We start from the raw sequence: 16,336 nt of genomic DNA, 5'->3' as shown, positions 1-16,336 counted from the left end.
CTGTTGAACATATGCCCAAGGTGCGTACTGAGTGAAGGAATGTTTGCCGTGCGACTTGCTATGTTGCCCACGCCATGAAACCCGCCGCCGGACCTCCGACGATTCCCTCGCTGCCGCGCGAACTGCGCAGCGTGCCGCTGCGTACCATCGCCCCGGTCGCCACGCTGGCGCTGCTGGCGTTCGCCGGCTGGCTGGCGTGGAAGGGCATGGTGCTGCCGATGCTGGCCGCGCTGGCCTGCGCCGCACCCGCCGCGGTGGCGACCTGGCTGGCGCACAGGCGTGCCGCGCAGCTGTCCAGCGCCGGCCTGCTGCTGTGCCTGGCGAACGTGGCCGGCTGCCTGCTGGCGGCCGGCGAGCTGGGCCACCGCGCCCTGCCCTGGTCGCTGCTGGCGCTGATGGCCAATTTCTTCCTGGCCCACAACCGTGTCGCCACGCCGGCGAACCTGGTGATGGTCGCCGGCCTGCTGGCGATGCCGGGGGTACTGCGCACGCCGGCGCCGGATACGCAGGCACTGGTGGTGATCGCGCTGATCCTGGGCTTCGGCTTCCGTTTCTCGCGGCGCCTGCAGGGCGACCGCATGCGGCTGGAGCTGCTGGCCTCGCAGGACGAACTGACCGGCCTGCCCAACCGCCGCGCGCTGGAAAAGACCCTGCTGCAGCAGATCGGCAGCGCCCGCCAGGGCCGGTTCCGGCATGCGCTGGTGATCCTGGACATCGATCATTTCAAGGACGTCAACGACCGCTACGGCCACACCGCCGGCGACAACGCGCTGGTCGAGCTGGCGGCGATCCTGCGGCTGGAACTGCGCGAACAGGACAAGGTCTTCCGCTTCGGCGGCGAGGAGTTCGTGATCCTGGCCGAGGCCGGTACGCGCGATGCGCTGGCCGGCTTCACCGAGCGGGTGCGCGAATCGGTGCAGCGCTCCCTGCACGGCCCCGGCGGCGGCATCACCATCTCGCTGGGCGCGGCGATGTACGCCGGCGAGCAGTACTGGCAGGACTGGTTCTCGCGCGCCGACGCGGCGCTGTACCTGGCCAAGGGCAACGGCCGCAACAGCGTGGTGATCGCCGACGACCTGGCTTGAGACAACACCTTCGCGCGTAGGAGCGGCTTCAGCCGCGAAGGGGCTTTTCCAGCGAAGGCCCTTTCGCGGCTGAAGCCGCTCCTACGAAGAGTGCGTGCGGCAGACAAGGAAAGAGCCGCTTGTGCGGTTCTTCCCAGGTGGGACCATGCGCCGGCCCCAAACGCAGCGGTAGACACATGGTTCTGCACACGGCGGACTTTGGTGTCGTTGTAGGAGCGGCTTCAGCCGCGATGGCACTTTCCTGGCGAAGCCCCTTCGCGGCTGAAGCCGCTCCTACGAAAAGCGCGTGTGGCAGACAAGGAAAGAGCCGCTTGCGCGGCTCTTTCCTTGTCGGGACTACGGGTGGATCACGAACGCAGCGGGATCACGCGGATCTCGACGCGGCGGTTCTGCGCGCGGCCGGCGTCGGTGTCGTTGCTGGCGATCGGGTAGGCCTTGCCGGCGCCCAGGGTCTCGATGCGCTCGCGCTGCACGCCCTGCGCGGCGAGGTAGGCGGCCACGGCGTCGGCGCGCTCCTTGGAGATGCGGTTGTTGACCGCGTCAGTGCCGATGCTGTCGGTGTGGCCGACCACTTCGATCATGGTCTGGTTGTACTCGGCCAGGGTCGAGGCCACGCCGTTGAGGGCGCCGTAGAACTGCGGCTTGAGCGTGGTCTTGTTGAAATCGAAGGTGATGCCGTCGGGCAGGTTCAGGGTGATGTTGTCGCCCTGGCGCTGCACGTCGATGCCGGTATTGGCGGTGCGCTCGCGCAGGGCGCGTTCCTGGCGGTCCTGGTAGTTGCCCACGGCCGCGCCGCCCAGTGCGCCGATGCCGGCGCCGATCATCGCGTGCTGGCGGCGCTCGGTGGCACTGCTGCCGCTGAGCAGGCCGGCGGCGGTACCGATGGCCGCGCCGATCAGGGCGCCCTTGCCGGTGCGGTTCTGCTGCTGGGACGGGTTGCCGTACGGGTCGCTCTGCACATAGGAACCGCCGGTGGCGCAGGCCGACAGCACGGCGGCGCTCACCAGGCCGATGGAAAGGTTGCGGATAACGGTGCGGGTGCTCATCGGGGGAATCTCCGTCTAGGGCCGGCCATGCCAGCGTGGATTGCGCGGGCAGCATAAACAGGCCGGCGCGATTGGCGCATGACGAAACCGCCCGTTGCCGGCGCTCCATTCAGGTAGCTGTCTTAGGACCGAACCGGAGAAGTGTCGCGCCGTGTTGAGGGCTGGCGATGGGTGTGTGTGCGGGAAAACCGGCATATCTGTGGGAAACACGCGCGTTGGGCGCGGCATGGCATCCGTGCCGGCGAAAAAGGGTTGGCAGAGCCCTGCTCAAGAGGGATCGCTGCGCCTCATCCCAGCTTCCCTCAAGTTCCCCTGTCCTTGCTCCCGGCGCAAGAACGTCCAAGAAGCCGAACCGGCGGCGGTTCGCGCGCAGCCCTTTCCTCGCACCCTGCCCTTCCTCCACAGGGAGAAGGACGCTTCAACTACTCCACGGCCAGCGACCAAGTGGCGCTGTAAAGCTGCCAACGGTCGTCCACCTGCCGCCAGTGGCTGACCACCTGCTGCAGCTGGCCGCGCTCGGGCAGGAAGCGGCCGTCGCCACCGGTCAGCAGCACGGTGAAGCGGACCGTCGCGGTATCGCCCTGCCCCATCTCCACCTGCAGCGGGCCGGTGCGCGCGCCGACCTTGGCGTTGAGCAGCAGCTGGCCGCGCAGCAGCCGCTCAAGGCCGTCATGGTCTAGGGCGTCGTTGCCGATGAAGTCGGCGGCCACCTCCGCCATGAAGTCGCGGGGTCGGCCCTGCTCCACCGCCTCCTGCATCCGCGCCACGGTCTGGCGCAGGCGCTGTTCGGGTGCCTGGCGCGCGCAGGCGGCCAGCGCCAACACGATCAGCGCAATACGCGCGCAGTTGAAGGCCGTTCGGATCATCGCTCCCTTCGCCTTTTCCATTCTGGACGGTATGCTGCGGTGGCGGCCGCCATCGCCGGATGGCCGGCCATGCCAACTAGACCACAACCATTTCCTGGAGGGGAAGATGAATCAGGAACGTCCCTGGCTGCAGAGTTATCCCGCTGGCGTGCCGGCCGAGATCGACGTCGATGAATTCCGCTCCGTGGCCGCGGTGTTCGATGCCTCCGTGGCCAAGTTCCGTGACCGTCCGGCCTACTCCAATTTCGGCAAGGTGCTGACCTACGGGCAGGCCGATGCGCTGGTGACCCAGTTCGCCTCCTACCTGCTGGGCGAGCTGCAGCTGAAGAAGGGCGACCGCGTGGCGGTGATGATGCCCAATTGCCTGCAGTACCCGATCGCCACCTTCGGCATCCTGCGCGCCGGCCTGACCGTGGTGAACGTCAACCCGCTCTACACCGCCCGCGAGCTCAAGCACCAATTGGTCGACGCCGGCGCCTCGGCGCTGGTGGTGGTGGACAACTTCGGCGACACCGTGCAGCAGGTCATCGCCGACACCCCGGTCAGGCAGGTGGTCACCACCGGCCTGGGCGACATGCTCGGCTTCCCCAAGGGCGCCATCGTCAACTTCGTGCTCAAGTACGTGAAGAAGATGGTGCCCGACTACCGCATCAAGGGCGCGATCCGCTTCCGCGAGGCGCTGCGCCTGGGCGCGCGCCATGCGCTGCCGCCGGTGGACGTCAGCCATGACGACATCGCCTTCCTGCAGTACACCGGCGGCACCACCGGCGTGGCCAAGGGCGCGATGCTGACCCACCGCAACCTGGTGGCGAACATGCAGCAGGCCTCGGCGTGGATCTCAGCTTCCGGGGTCAAGGCCGGCGAAGAGGTGATCATCACCGCGTTGCCGCTTTACCACATCTTCGCGTTGACGGCCAACGGCCTGGTCTTCATGAAGCTGGGCGGCCTGAACTACCTGATCACCAACCCGCGCGACATGAAGGGCTTCGTCAAGGAGCTGCGCAACAACCGCTTCACCGCCATCACCGGCGTCAACACGCTGTTCAACGGCCTGCTCAACACGCCCGGCTTCGAGGAAGTGGACTTCTCCGCGCTCAAGGTCACGCTGGGCGGCGGCATGGCGGTGCAGCGTGCGGTGGCCGAACGCTGGAAGAAGGTCACCGGCACCACCCTGGTGGAGGCCTACGGCCTGACCGAGACCTCGCCGGCGGCCTGCATCAACCCGCTGGACCTGGCCGAGTACAACGGCGCCATCGGCCTGCCCATTCCCTCCACCGACGCCTGCGTGAAGGATGACGACGGCAACATGGTCGCCACCGGCGAGGTCGGCGAGCTGTGCATCCGCGGCCCGCAGGTGATGAAGGGCTACTGGCACCGCCCGGACGAGACCGCCACGGCCATCGACGCCGACGGCTGGCTGCACACCGGCGACATGGCGCGCATGGACGAGAAGGGTTTCTTCTACATCGTCGACCGCAAGAAGGACATGATCCTGGTGTCGGGTTTCAACGTGTACCCGAACGAGGTCGAGGACGTGATCGCGATGATGCCCGGCGTGCTGGAAGTGGCCGCGGTCGGCGTGCCGAACGAGAAGTCCGGCGAGGTGGTCAAGGTAGTCATCGTCAGGAAGGACCCGAACCTGACCGAAGAACAGGTCAAGGAGTTCGCCCGCGCCAACCTGACCGGCTACAAGCACCCGCGCATCGTCGAGTTCCGCAAGGAACTGCCCAAGACCAACGTCGGCAAGATCCTGCGCCGCGAACTGCGCGACGCGCCGCCGGCCGGCTGAGGCCCGGCCTCCCCGGGCGCGGCGCGAGCCCGCCCGGATGCCACGCGGCGCTGGCCCAGCCGATGGCGGCCGGTGCCCCCTGGCAGCGGATGGTCGTGACCGCGCCTCGCAGCTGCCCGATGCCGTTCGATGCCGCCGATGGCGGCCGGGAACGCGCGCTCCGGCTTGTACCTCAACAACCGTCCGGGCCGATCTTCGGCCCTGCCTGCGCTTTCGTCCGGTAACGACGGCGGCATCGTCTCGCCGGTGGGCGGCGCGGCACAAGACGGTAGTTCCCGGCTGTCGGCACCGTACCGATGCCGGGACGCGCGTCCGGCATTCGTGGTCGCGCGCCACCACGGCCGGAAACCGCGGTCATCTGTGCCGGTATGGACCGGCGCGCATCGTCGCCATCACCTGATCCGGGCAGGACGGCACAGGGGCGGATGACGCCGGCATGGTTCGCGGCATCGATCCCATGCGCGCTGCAGCGAAAGGGGCAGGCCATCTGCTCCCGGTTCGTCCCCGCATCCCGCGATCCGTCCCGGACCCGCATCGCATGGTCACTTCTGGATGGGCGGCGAGGCGCGGTGGGTGGACGCTGGCGGCATTCCTGCCCTCGGCCCGCCCATGCAACGCCGCCACGACATCGACGCCCTGCGCGTCATCGCGTTCTCCCTGCTGATCCTCTACCACTCGGCGATGGTCCATGTGGCCGACTGGGATTTCCACATCAAGAGCACCTACCAGGCGCAATGGCTGCAGTACCCGATGATCGCGCTGAACCGCTGGCGCATGCCGCTGCTGTTCATGATCTCCGGCATCGCCCTGGGCCTGGCCGGGATCGAGGGCCGCCGCTGGCGCTTCGCCGGATCGCGCAGCCTGCGCCTGCTGGTGCCGCTGGTGTTCGGCATGTTGGTGGTGGTGCCGCCGCAGACCTTCTTCCAGGTCGTCGCGCACTACGGCTACAGCGGCGGCTTCGCGCATTTCTACATGCTCTACCTCACCCACGGGCTCTGCCGCGCCGGCCAATGCCTGCTTACTCCGACCTGGAACCACCTGTGGTACCTGGCCTACCCGCTGCCCTACACCCTGTTGTTGCTGGCGGCAGTGCCGCTGCTGCGACGGCTGCGGGAGCGGCTCGGGGACGCGGAGCCCACGCGGGTGTCGGCGGGCCTGCTGCTGGCGCTGCCGGTCCTCTGGCTGCTGGGCGTGCGACTCTGGCTGGCGCCGCGTTTCCCGGAGACCCATGCCCTGCTCGACGACTGGACCGTGCATGCCGAATCGCTGCCGCTGTTCCTGCTGGGCTACGTGCTGGCGACCGGCGCGGGATTCTGGAACTGGGCCTGCCGGCTGCGCCGGCGGACGCTGGGCGTGGCGATGGTGGCGATCGGGGTGGAACTGGGCCTGCGCTGGCTCGGCCATCATCCGCCGGCCGGGCCGGCACCGGAATGGGCATCGCAGGTTCCCTGGTACACGATCGAGCGCATCGCGCGCGCCACCTACACGTGGATGGCGCTGCTGGCGATCCTGGGCTGGAGCCGCGTCCTGCTCGACCGCCCGTTCCGCTGGCTGCCCTACTGCAGCGAGGCGGTGTTCTCCTGGTACATCCTGCACCAGACCCTGATCGTCGCCCTGGCCTGGTGGCTGATCCCGATGCGGCTGGGCGCGGGCGTCGAAGCAACGCTGGTGGTGACGGGCACGATCGCCGGCTGCCTGCTGCTGCACGAAGGGCTGATCCGCCGCACCGGCTGGCTGCGCCCGCTGTTCGGGCTCAAGGCGATGCGGCACGCTGCGGCGCCGCGCCCGCTTCCGCAACCGGTTCCCTGAGCCATGTTCGAAGTCGAGCCCAATCTCTGGCTGCAATCCTTCGCCACGCCGTGGCTGACCTGGCTGATGCAGGCGGTCTCGCTGTCCGGGCAGGAGGGGTTCTACGCCGCCGCGGTGCTGGTGGCCGGTTTCGGGCTGCGCCTGCGGCCCATGCTGGCGGTGATGCTGGCGCTGCTGCTGACCGGGCTGGGCACGCACACGATCAAGGACGGGCTGGGACTACCGCGCCCAGTGCAGGTGGACGCACGGGTGCTGGACAAAGGCGGGACGAACACGCGCTGGCTGAGCGAACGCGGCGGGGCGCGGACGGCGTTCGGCCTGCCGTCGCAGCAGGCCATCGCCGCCGCGCGGGCGGAGCGCGATCCCGACTTCGGTTTCACCAGCGGCCACGTCGCCGCCGCCACCACCTTCTGCGCGAGCCTGCTGCTGGCGTTCGCACCGCTGCGGCGGCGACGCTCTGCCGTGCTGGCCATCGCGCTGTGGCCGGCGCTGATGGCGGTCTCGCGCCTGTACCTGGGCCGGCATTTCCTCGGCGACGCGCTGGGCGGCGCCTGCCTGGGACTGCTGGGCGCCGGCATCGCCTGGTGGCTGTGGCGGCGTGCGTCGGCACATCGGTTCGTCTTGCCGCTGGCGCTGTCGGTGGCGCTCGCGTCCTGCGCGATGCCGTTGATCGATCCGGGCACGGCGGGCCAGCTGCTCGGCCTGGCCCTTCTGGCCGCGCTGATGGCGCACGGCGGCTGGCCCCACGATGCGCCGGCGACGCCGGCCATGCGGCTGGGCCGGGTGGCGCTGGCGTTCGCCGTCCTGCTCGCCGCCAGGGGCGGTTCTCATGCCCTGCTCCACCACTTCGGCGATGGCCAGCTCGTGCGGCTGGCGCTGGCCGCCGCCGCGACGCTGTCGGTACTGGGCGGCACCGTGCAGCTTGCCCGATGGCTGCGGCTCTATCCCGGTCCTGCCGCCTGAGCCGCGCGTCCGCGACACGACGACCGAAGCCAGCGGACCGGCCGGTGCTGTCCCCCCGATGACCCCGGTGTCTCCCCCGGCGCCTTCGCACATTCTCCTGGCCGGCACCGCGTGTAGGATCGCGGAGTGCCAGCGTCCGGCCCGCCGCCCACGCTTCTCATCCCGCGGGCCTCCTGCAAGGACCCAGCCCATGAGTGCGATCGAACTGCTGCCAATCGGCACCCCCGCCACCCCCTACTCCACCATCCGCGTGCACGACGATGCGGCCAGCGATGTGCACTGGCTGCACATGCACGCCGACGCCGGTCCCGGCGTGCGTCCCTGCTTCCGCAAGCCGCTGATGACCGAGATGCATGCGTATCTGGACGGCATCACCGGCGACCCGCAGGCCCGCGCCGGGCGCCTGCGCCACCTGGTGCTGGCCTCCGCGGCCGACGCGTTCAACCTCGGCGGCGACCTGGACGTGTTCTCCGCGCTGATCCGCGCGCGCGATGGCGACGGCCTGCTGCGCTACGCGCGCAGCTGCATCGACGGCGTCTACCGCTTCCACGCCGGCCTGGACGGCAGCTTCCGCACCATCGCCCTGCTGCAGGGCGACGCGCTCGGCGGCGGCCTGGAAATGGCCCTGTCCTGCCACACCATCGTCGCCGAGGAAGGCGTGGGCATGGGCCTGCCGGAAGTGCTGTTCGGCCTGTTCCCGGGCATGGGTGCGTACAACTTCCTGAGCCGCCGCGTGTCGCCGCAGCTGGCCGAGCGCATCATCCTGGAAGGCCGCGTGCACACCGCCGAGGAAATGCACGCCATGGGCGTGGTCGACATCCTGGTGCCGCGCGGCCAGGGCGAGCAGGCGGTGAACGAGCTGATCCGCCAGCAGCAGCGCATCCCGCAGTCGTACCTGGCGATGAACGCGGTGCGCAGCATCTCCAACCGCGTCGACTACCAGGAGCTGCTGGACATCACCCGGGTGTGGGTCGATGCGGCGCTGGCGCTGGACGACAAGTCGCTGCGCACCATGGACCGGCTGGTCAAGGCGCAGACCCGCCGCAGCGGGCAGGTGCGCGGTTGAGCCGTAACTGGGCGGCGATGGAGTTCAGCCGGTCACGTCGTCGTGCGATTGCGCGCGCCCGCGGGCGCGCGCGTCCAGCGCCTGACGTCCCTCCTGCAGCGCGGCACCGATGCGCGCGTGCAGCGGTTTCCATTCGCCCTTGAGTTGCCAGTCGGCCATGCGCATCAACTCTCCCCCCTGCCGGGCGACTTTCAGCAACCCCAGGTTGGCGGCCACGCCCTTGATCGCGTGCGCGTGCTCTCGCAACCGCCCCCAGTCCTCCGCCTGCGCGTCGCCGGGCAAGGCGCCCACGCCCTGTTCCAGGTCTTCCAGGCACTGGCGCACGAATTCGCGCTCGAAGCCCTTGCCCATGCCCAGCGCGGACAGTTCGTCGAGCACGCCGGTATCGAGCACGGCGTCGCCGTCGGGCACCGCGGCGATCACCGCGGCCATCTCGCGCGGGCCGCCGGACGCGGCGCCGCTGGCGATGTCGGCCATGGTTTCCAGCAGCCGCGCCGCGACCACCGGCTTGGCCATGAACGCGTGCGCGCCGGCCTGGTTGCAGCGCTGGATCGCCTCGGGCGTGACGTCGGCGCTGAGGATCACCACCGGCGTGCGCGGGCCGCCGCCGGCCTGCATCACCCGCAGCTGCCTGAGCAGGTCCAGCCCGCTCATGCCCGGCATGTGCAGGTCGGTGATGGCCACGTCGAACTCGCGCGCGGCCATCGCGTCCAGCGCCTCCTCGGCGCCATGCACGCAGGTGACGCGGTGGCCGGCCTTCTGCAGCAATCGCTGCAGCACCATGCGGTTGGCCTCGTGGTCGTCGGCGACCAGCACGTCCAGGCTGCGCACGCGCGCGCGGTGGCGGCGGAACGGATCGGTGAAGGCGATGACGTTGCCGGGATCCTCGATGGCCGCCGGTTCCGCCGCCGCGCCGTCACCGGCCGCAGCCGGTGCCGCCGCGCGTCCCAGCGGCAGCTCCACCCAGAAACAGCTGCCGGCCGGCAGGTTCTCGCGGTAGCCGATCTCCCCGCCCATCGCCTGCGCCAGGCCCTTGGCGATGGCCGTGCCCAGGCCGGTGCCCTCGTGGCGCCGGGCCAGGGACACGTCGGCCTGCTCGAACGCGTCGAACAGCCGCGGCCGCAGCGAAGGCGCCACGCCGATGCCGGTGTCCAGGATCTCGAAACGCAGCCGCAGCGGCGCCTCCTGCCCGGCCTGACTGACCGACACGCGGATCTCCACCTGGCCGTGGTCGGTGAACTTGACCGCGTTGCCGGCCAGGTTGAGCAGGATCTGGCGCAGGTGGCCGACGTCGCCGTGCAGCCCGTCGGGCACGCCGGCTTCGACGAACACGCGGTAGTCCAGGCGCTTGGCGCGCGCCTGCGGCGCCAGGATCAGGCCGATCGACTGCACCAGTTCGGCCAGCGAGAAATCCTGCGCATTGATGCGCAGCTTGCCGGCCTCGATGGCGGAGATGTCCAGCACCTCCTCCACCAGCGCCAGCAGGGTGCGCGCCGAGGCCTGGATCGTGCCCAGGCACTCGCGCTGCTCCTCGTCCAGGCGGGTGGTGGCCAGCAGTTCGGTCATGCCCGACAGGCCGTTGAGCGGCGTGCGGAACTCATGGCTCATGTTGGCCAGGAAACGGCTCTTGGCGTCGCTGGCGCGGCGCGCCTCGGCCATGGCCTCGGTCAGCTGCCGCAGCAGGCTGGAGAAGTACAGCGGGATCGCCGCCAGCCCCACCAGCAGGCCGATGCCCAAGCCGAGGTTGCGCTGCCAGTAGCCGCTCAGCGCCAGGGTGATGCCGAAACTGGCGGTGGCCATGGCCACGGCCAGCATCAGGTAGCGGTTGCCGAAGCGCATGCCGTTGCCGACGGTGACCCACATCACCACCACGTAGATGCAGGCCATCGGCTCGCCGATGGTGCTCATCGCCGCGGACATCAGCGCGTAGTCGTCGACCATGCCGAGGATGCGGCGCAGGTCCGAGCGCCCGGGTTTCCACAGCAGCCAGCCCATCAGCGCCAGCGACAGCCCCTGCGCGATCAGGATCAGGGTGACCACCAGCCGCAGCTGCGCCGGCGGCAGGTTCCAGCGCCCGGCCGAGAGCAGCACGTAGCACAGGATCAGCGCGATCATCACGATGCGCACCAGCGCCTGCGCGTGCTCGCTGTCCCCGCGTTGCCGCAGGCGCTGCCGGAGCCAGGCGAACGCGTTCGTCATCTCAGGCTTCCGGTCTCGGGAAGGCGGCCGAGTAGCGCGCGCAGACCTCGTCCAGCCGTTCGCGCGCCTGCAGCAGCGCGTCGACGCAGCGCGGGCAGAACAGGCGCCCGCGCTGGGCGTAGAGATAGGCCAGCGCCGCGTCCATCGACCAGGCTTCCTTGTACGGGCGCGGCGACAGCAGCGCATCGAACACGTCGGCCACCGCGACGATGCGCGCTTCCAGCGGGATCGCCTCGCCCGCCAGCCCGTCGGGATACCCGCTGCCGTCGAAGCGCTCGTGGTGGCGCAGGGCGATGGTCGCGCCCATCTGGATGAAGCGGTTGTTGCTGCCGCTGAGCAGTTCGTGGCCGATGCGCGGATGGCGGCGCATGACCGCCATCTCCTCCTCGCCCAGCGCGCCGGACTTGAGCAGGATGGCATCGGGGATGGCGATCTTGCCCATGTCGTGCAGCGGCGCGGCCATCTCGATGATGCGCACGTCCTCGGCGGGCAGGCCGAGCTCGTCGGCGATCAGCCCGGCCACGTGCGCCATGCGTTCCAGGAAGGCGCTGGTGCCGGCATCGCGGTACTCGATGGCGCGCGCCAGCCGCGACAGCGTCTCGCGTTCGCGTTCCTCGACCTCGTGCATGCTGGCCAGCAGCCGCTGCTCCAGCGACAGCGCGCGCTGGCGCACGCTCTGGCTGTGGCGGCGCAGCTGCAGCAGGTTGTTGCAGCGCGCGCGCAGTTCGCGCGGGCGGATCGGCTTGACCAGGAAATCGATGACGCCGGCTTCCAGCGCGCTCTGCCGCAGCGGTTCGTCGCCGACCACGGTGATCAGCACGATGGGCACGTCGCGGTTGCCCGGCATGCGCCGGAAACGCTGCGCGAACTCCAGCCCGTCCATGTTCGGCATGCGGTAGTCGAGCAGCAGCAGGTCGGTCTCGTGCGACTGGCACCAGGCCAGCGCCTCCAGCGGATCGGCAAAGTCGTACACGCCCAGTTCCGGCGAGATGTCTTCCAGCACGTGCCGCACCATGCTGCGGGCCGATGTCTGGTCGTCGACGATGACGATTTCCAAGCGCATGTACGGTGTGTCCGATGAAACCGCTGTTGCCGGGAAAGGAGGCTCCCGGCACGCCGCGCCTCCTCACCGGCCCCTGCGGGCGCGATCCGGCGGACATCGCATCATCAACTGCATGCGCCGAGCCTGCAATACGCCGGCGCCGGGGCCGCGCCCTCCGGCCGGCGCGCAGCCTTCGGCAAGGCGATGGCCCGCCGTCAGTTTTCCGGGCGCATGTACGGGAACAGCAGCACGTCGCGGATCGAGGCGCGGCCGGTCAGCATCATCACCAGGCGGTCGATGCCGATGCCCAGGCCGCCGGTCGGGGCCATGCCGTATTCCAGCGCGCGGATGTAGTCCGAGTCGTAATGCATGGCCTCGTCGTCGCCGCCCTGCTTGGCCTCCACCTGCGCCTGGAAGCGCGCGGCCTGGTCCTCCGGGTCGTTCAGCTCGGAGAAGCCGTTGGCGATCTCCTTGCCGTTGATGAACAGCTCGAAGCGGTCGGTGTAGCCCGGCTCGGTGTCGCTGGCGCGCGCCAGCGGCGACACCTCCACCGGGTGGTCGGTGATGAAGGTCGGCTGCACCAGGGTGTGCTCGACGGTGGCCTCGAAGATCTCCTGCAGCAGCTTGCCCCAGCCCCAGGACGGCTTGACCTTGATCTTCAGCCGTTCGCAGTGGCGCAGCAGCGCCTCGCGGTCGGTGCAGTCGGCGGCGCTGATCTGCGGATTGTGGTGGCGCACCGCCTCGTCCATGCGCCAGCGGCGGAAAGCCGGGCCAAGGTCGATGCCGGCGCCGTCCCATTCCACGGTGGTGGTGCCCAGCACCTGCTGCGCCACGTCGCGGATCACGCCCTCGGTCAGGTCCATCACTTCGTTGTACGTAGCGTAGGCCTCGTACAGCTCCATCATGGTGAATTCGGGGTTGTGGCGGGGGCTCACGCCTTCGTTGCGGAAGTTGCGGTTGATCTCGTACACGCGCTCCAGGCCGCCGACCACCAGCCGCTTGAGGTACAGCTCCGGCGCCACGCGCAGGTACAGGTCCAGGTCCAGCGCGTTGTGGTGGGTGGTGAAGGGCTTGGCGGTGGCGCCGCCGGGGATGTAATGCATCATCGGCGTCTCGACTTCGAGGAAGTCGCGCGCGTCCAGCCAGGCGCGCATGGCGCGGATGATCCGGGAGCGCTTGATGAACACCTCGCGCGACTCCGGGGTCACGATCAGGTCCACGTAGCGCTGGCGGTAGCGCTGCTCGACGTCGGCCAGGCCGTGCCACTTGTCCGGCAGCGGACGCAGCGACTTGGTCAGCAGGCGCAGCGCGGTGGCCTTGACCGACAGCTCGCCGGTCTTGGTGCGGGTCAGGCCGCCCTCGACGGCGACGATGTCGCCCACGTCCCAGCCCTTGAACGCGGCATAGGCCTCATCCAGCGCGGTGGCCTGCAGGAACAGCTGGATGCGGCCGGATTCGTCCTGGATCTGGGCGAAGCTGGCCTTGCCCATGACCCGCTTGGCCATCAGCCGGCCGGCCATCTTCACGGTGCGGCCGGAGGCTTCCAGCGCCTCGGCGGTCCAGGTGTCGGCATCGGCGAACTCGTCCTGCAGCGCGCCGGCGAAATGCTCGCGGCGGAAGTCGTTCGGGTAGGCGATCCCCTGCCCGCGCAGCGCCGCGAGTTTGCCGCGGCGCTCGGCGATCAGGCTGTTCTCGTCGGCGGGCGTGGGCGTTGCGGTCTGTTCGGTCATGGCGGTGTGGTTCGATGCGGTAGAGGTTTTCGTAGGAGCGGCTTCAGCCGCGAAGGGGTTTTACCGGTAAAGCCCCATCGCGGCTGAAGCCGCTCCTACGGCGGGGCGCGAGGATCAGGCGTCGATGCGTTTGGAGCCGGCTTCCAGGCCGGACTTGAGGCTGGCCTCGACGAATTCGTCCAGGTCGCCGTCCAGCACCTTCTGCGTATCGCTGCGTTCGATGCCGGTGCGCAGGTCCTTGATGCGGCTCTGGTCCAGCACGTAGTTGCGGATCTGGCTGCCCCAGCCGATGTCGGACTTGGTGGCTTCCAGCGCGTCACGCTCGGCATTGCGCTTCTGCACCTCCAGCTCGTACAGCTTGGCCGCCAGCATCTTCATCGCGCGGTCGCGGTTGGCGTGCTGGCTGCGCTCGGTCTGGCAGGCCACCACCGTGTTGGTGGGCACGTGGGTGATGCGCACGGCCGACTCGGTCTTGTTCACGTGCTGGCCGCCGGCGCCCGAGGAACGGTACACGTCGGTCTTCAGGTCGGCCGGGTTGATGTCGATGTCGATGCTGTCGTCCACTTCCGGCGACACGAACACCGAGGTGAAGCTGGTGTGGCGGCGGTTGTCCGAGTCGAACGGGCTCTTGCGCACCAGGCGGTGCACGCCGATCTCGGTCTTCAGCCAGCCGTAGGCGAAGTCGCCTTCCACGCGGAAGGTCGCCGACTTGATGCCCGCCACTTCGCCGCCGGAGACTTCCAGCAGCTCGGTCTTCCAGCCGCGGCTCTCGGCCCAGCGCAGGTACATGCGCAGCAGGATCTCGGCCCAGTCCTGGGCCTCGGTGCCGCCGGCGCCGGCCTGGATGTCGACGAAGGCGTTGGCCGAGTCCATCTGCCCGGAGAACATGCGCTGGAACTCCAGCTTCTCGATCTGGGCCTGGTACCGGTCCAGGTCGGCGACCACCGCCAGCGCGGTGTCCTCGTCCTGCTCGCTATCGGCCAGGTCCAGCAGCTCGCCGCACTCGACCATGCCGTCGAGCACGCTGGCGATGCCGACCACGTTCTTTTCCAGGCTGGAACGTTCGCGGCCCAGGTTCTGCGCGTACTCGGCGTTGTTCCAGACATCCGGGTTTTCCAGCTCCCGGGTTACTTCCTCAAGACGCTCTTTCTTGGCGTCGTAGTCAAAGATACCCCCTGAGCGAGACCACGCGATCGGTCAGATCGGTGATTCGCTGGCGGACAGGATTGAGTTCGATCATGGTCGGTCCATGCAGCTGCAGACAAGCCGGCGATTCTAGCACCGCGCACCCGCATCGTCGGCGATGCAAGAACCGGACCGGCGTCCGGCAGGACCGGCCCCGCATGCAGTTAGAATCCCGGCCAGCCGTGCCCCCGCGCGGCCCTTTCAACCGATAAAGGACTCTGGCTTGAATACACGCCCCACCCGCCTGTTCGCCGCCCTCTCCCTCACCCTGGCCCTGGCCGCCTGCCAGAAGCTGGGCGGCGGCGGTGGCGACACCGCCCCCAGCCTCGCCGTCGGCGACAGCGTCTCCGGCGAGATCACGTCCTCCAGCCGCCTGAACTACAACGACGGCAGCCGCCACCAGGGCTACAAGGTCACGCTGAAGAGCGGCCAGGCCGTGGCGCTGGAACTGGGCGGCTCGCTCAATGGCCAGCTGTCGGTGTTCGACGGCCAGAGCCTGCTGGCCACCGCGTCCGCGCGCGGCTACGAGGGCGAAGGCGGCCCGGGCGAGGTAAGCTTGGCGTTCAAGGCGCCCAAGGACGGCACCTACCTGGTGGCGGTGAACAGCGCCGGCTCCGATTCGTTCGGCCCGTTCAAGCTGCGCAGCAGCGCCGTCACCCCGTACGACGGCAAGCCGCTGGGCGCCGACAGCGAGGCCGTCGACTGGCTGATGGGCGAGAAGCAGGACTACGCGCTCAAGGTCGACAAGGCCGGCATCTACACCATCGCCATGGAATCGGGCGCGCTCGATTCCTACCTGCACCTGACCGGCCGCAACGTGGACGTCGAGGACGACGACGGCGGCGGCAACCTCAACGCCCGCATCCGCGCCTACCTGGAGCCGGGCGACTACACCCTCGGCGCCTCGTCGCTGAACGGCACCACCGGCTCGTTCAAGCTGAAGGTGGCCCTGACCCCGGTCGACAAGGACCTGATCATCCGCGACGGCAGCGCCCTGACCATCGGCCAGACCGCGCAGGGCATGGTCGATTCACGCGGCCGCCGCAGCTTCGTGCTCGACCTGGACAGCGCCCGCCACGTGCAGTTCGACGCCATCGCCGACAACTTCGATTCGGTGCTGCACGTCAGCGGTCCCGGCGTCGATGCCGAGGACGACGACGGCGGCAACGGCACCAATGCCCGCCTGACCCTGCACCTGGGCCCGGGCCGCTACACCGTGGCGGTGACCAGTTTCGGCAGCCAGCAGGGCGTGTTCGAGCTGGAGACCACCGACCTTGGCGCCGACATGGCCGCGCCGGGCAACAGCAACCGCAAGGACGCCGCGGTCGAAGCCGCCGCCGCAACGGCCGAAGCCGCGGCCGAAGCCGCCCGCTGATTGCCCCCGGCCGCGGCATCCCCCGACGCGGCCGGCGTCCCCCGGGCCATCAGATCCGTTCCGCCCGTGCCGGGCGGAACGGCGGCCGCACCCTTCCAGACTTCAAGGAAAAACCAACGTGAAGCGACTCGCAGCAGGAATGCTGACCCTGGCCATCGCCACCGGCCTGGGCGCCCCCGTC

The 16,336-nt window shown here is 69.4% G+C and carries 12 protein-coding genes; 6 read left to right on the top strand and 6 right to left on the bottom strand.

The features are described from left to right. The first annotated feature begins 74 nt into the window (after positions 1-74). A complete protein-coding gene (locus tag CQ393_RS15895) occupies positions 75-1,085 on the top strand; it encodes a GGDEF domain-containing protein (RefSeq protein WP_153192912.1) in 1,011 nt (336 codons plus the stop codon). Positions 1,086-1,432: 347 nt separating this feature from the next. Here the strand turns inward: CQ393_RS15895 and CQ393_RS15890 are convergent, their stop codons facing one another. Together CQ393_RS15890 and CQ393_RS15885 are read right to left on the bottom strand one after the other, a co-directional pair. Beyond that, complete coding sequence (locus CQ393_RS15890; protein WP_153192910.1) at positions 1,433-2,131, bottom strand: OmpA family protein; 699 nt, start codon at positions 2,129-2,131, stop codon at positions 1,433-1,435. Between the two features lie 422 nt (positions 2,132-2,553). After that, positions 2,554-2,997, bottom strand: a complete 444-nt coding sequence (locus tag CQ393_RS15885) for a nuclear transport factor 2 family protein (protein ID WP_153192908.1) — start codon at positions 2,995-2,997, stop codon at positions 2,554-2,556. A 106-nt stretch (positions 2,998-3,103) separates the two neighbouring features. On the opposite strand from CQ393_RS15885, the gene CQ393_RS15880 reads away from it, so the two are divergent. The 4 genes from CQ393_RS15880 (at position 3,104) to CQ393_RS15865 (ending at position 8,624) form a co-directional block, all read left to right on the top strand. After that, entirely contained in the window at positions 3,104-4,786 is a 1,683-nt protein-coding gene (locus tag CQ393_RS15880) for a long-chain fatty acid--CoA ligase (protein ID WP_153192907.1), read from the top strand. Positions 4,787-5,395: 609 nt separating this feature from the next. Further along, positions 5,396-6,595 (top strand): acyltransferase, encoded by a 1,200-nt coding sequence (locus CQ393_RS15875; protein WP_153192905.1) that lies wholly within the window; start codon positions 5,396-5,398, stop codon positions 6,593-6,595. A 3-nt stretch (positions 6,596-6,598) separates the two neighbouring features. Beyond that, on the top strand, positions 6,599-7,558 hold the full coding sequence (locus tag CQ393_RS15870; RefSeq protein WP_153192903.1) for a phosphatase PAP2 family protein: 960 nt from the start codon (positions 6,599-6,601) through the stop codon (positions 7,556-7,558). A 190-nt stretch (positions 7,559-7,748) separates the two neighbouring features. After that, entirely contained in the window at positions 7,749-8,624 is an 876-nt protein-coding gene (locus tag CQ393_RS15865) for a crotonase/enoyl-CoA hydratase family protein (protein ID WP_153192901.1), read from the top strand. Between the two features lie 24 nt (positions 8,625-8,648). Here the strand turns inward: CQ393_RS15865 and CQ393_RS15860 are convergent, their stop codons facing one another. The 4 genes from CQ393_RS15860 to prfB all read right to left on the bottom strand — a co-directional run bounded on the left by CQ393_RS15860 (position 8,649) and on the right by prfB (position 14,835). Beyond that, positions 8,649-10,823 (bottom strand): response regulator, encoded by a 2,175-nt coding sequence (locus CQ393_RS15860; RefSeq protein WP_153192899.1) that lies wholly within the window; start codon positions 10,821-10,823, stop codon positions 8,649-8,651. A gap of 1 nt (position 10,824) precedes the next feature. Then, positions 10,825-11,886, bottom strand: a complete 1,062-nt coding sequence (locus CQ393_RS15855) for a two-component system response regulator (protein WP_153192897.1) — start codon at positions 11,884-11,886, stop codon at positions 10,825-10,827. A gap of 194 nt (positions 11,887-12,080) precedes the next feature. Then, positions 12,081-13,595, bottom strand: coding sequence for a lysine--tRNA ligase (gene lysS, locus CQ393_RS15850; RefSeq protein WP_153192895.1), 1,515 nt, complete (start codon positions 13,593-13,595; stop codon positions 12,081-12,083). 114 nt (positions 13,596-13,709) lie between these two features. Further along, positions 13,710-14,835 (bottom strand): peptide chain release factor 2 gene (prfB, locus tag CQ393_RS15845; protein ID WP_153192893.1). Its coding sequence is split into 2 segments (ribosomal slippage): positions 13,710-14,759 and positions 14,761-14,835, totalling 1,125 coding nucleotides; the frame shifts between segments, so codons are not numbered across the junction. A 168-nt stretch (positions 14,836-15,003) separates the two neighbouring features. On the opposite strand from prfB, the gene CQ393_RS15840 reads away from it, so the two are divergent. Then, positions 15,004-16,155: a PPC domain-containing protein gene (locus tag CQ393_RS15840; RefSeq protein WP_194269694.1), complete on the top strand. Its 1,152-nt coding sequence runs from the start codon at positions 15,004-15,006 to the stop codon at positions 16,153-16,155. Positions 16,156-16,336: the final 181 nt, after the last annotated feature.

Origin of the sequence: Stenotrophomonas sp. MYb238, assembly GCF_009496535.1 — a bacterium.
Taxonomy (GTDB): Bacteria; Pseudomonadota; Gammaproteobacteria; order Xanthomonadales; family Xanthomonadaceae; genus Stenotrophomonas.
The sequence above is the reverse complement of the archived record's forward strand: the minus strand, read 5'-3'. Positions and strand labels throughout refer to the sequence as shown.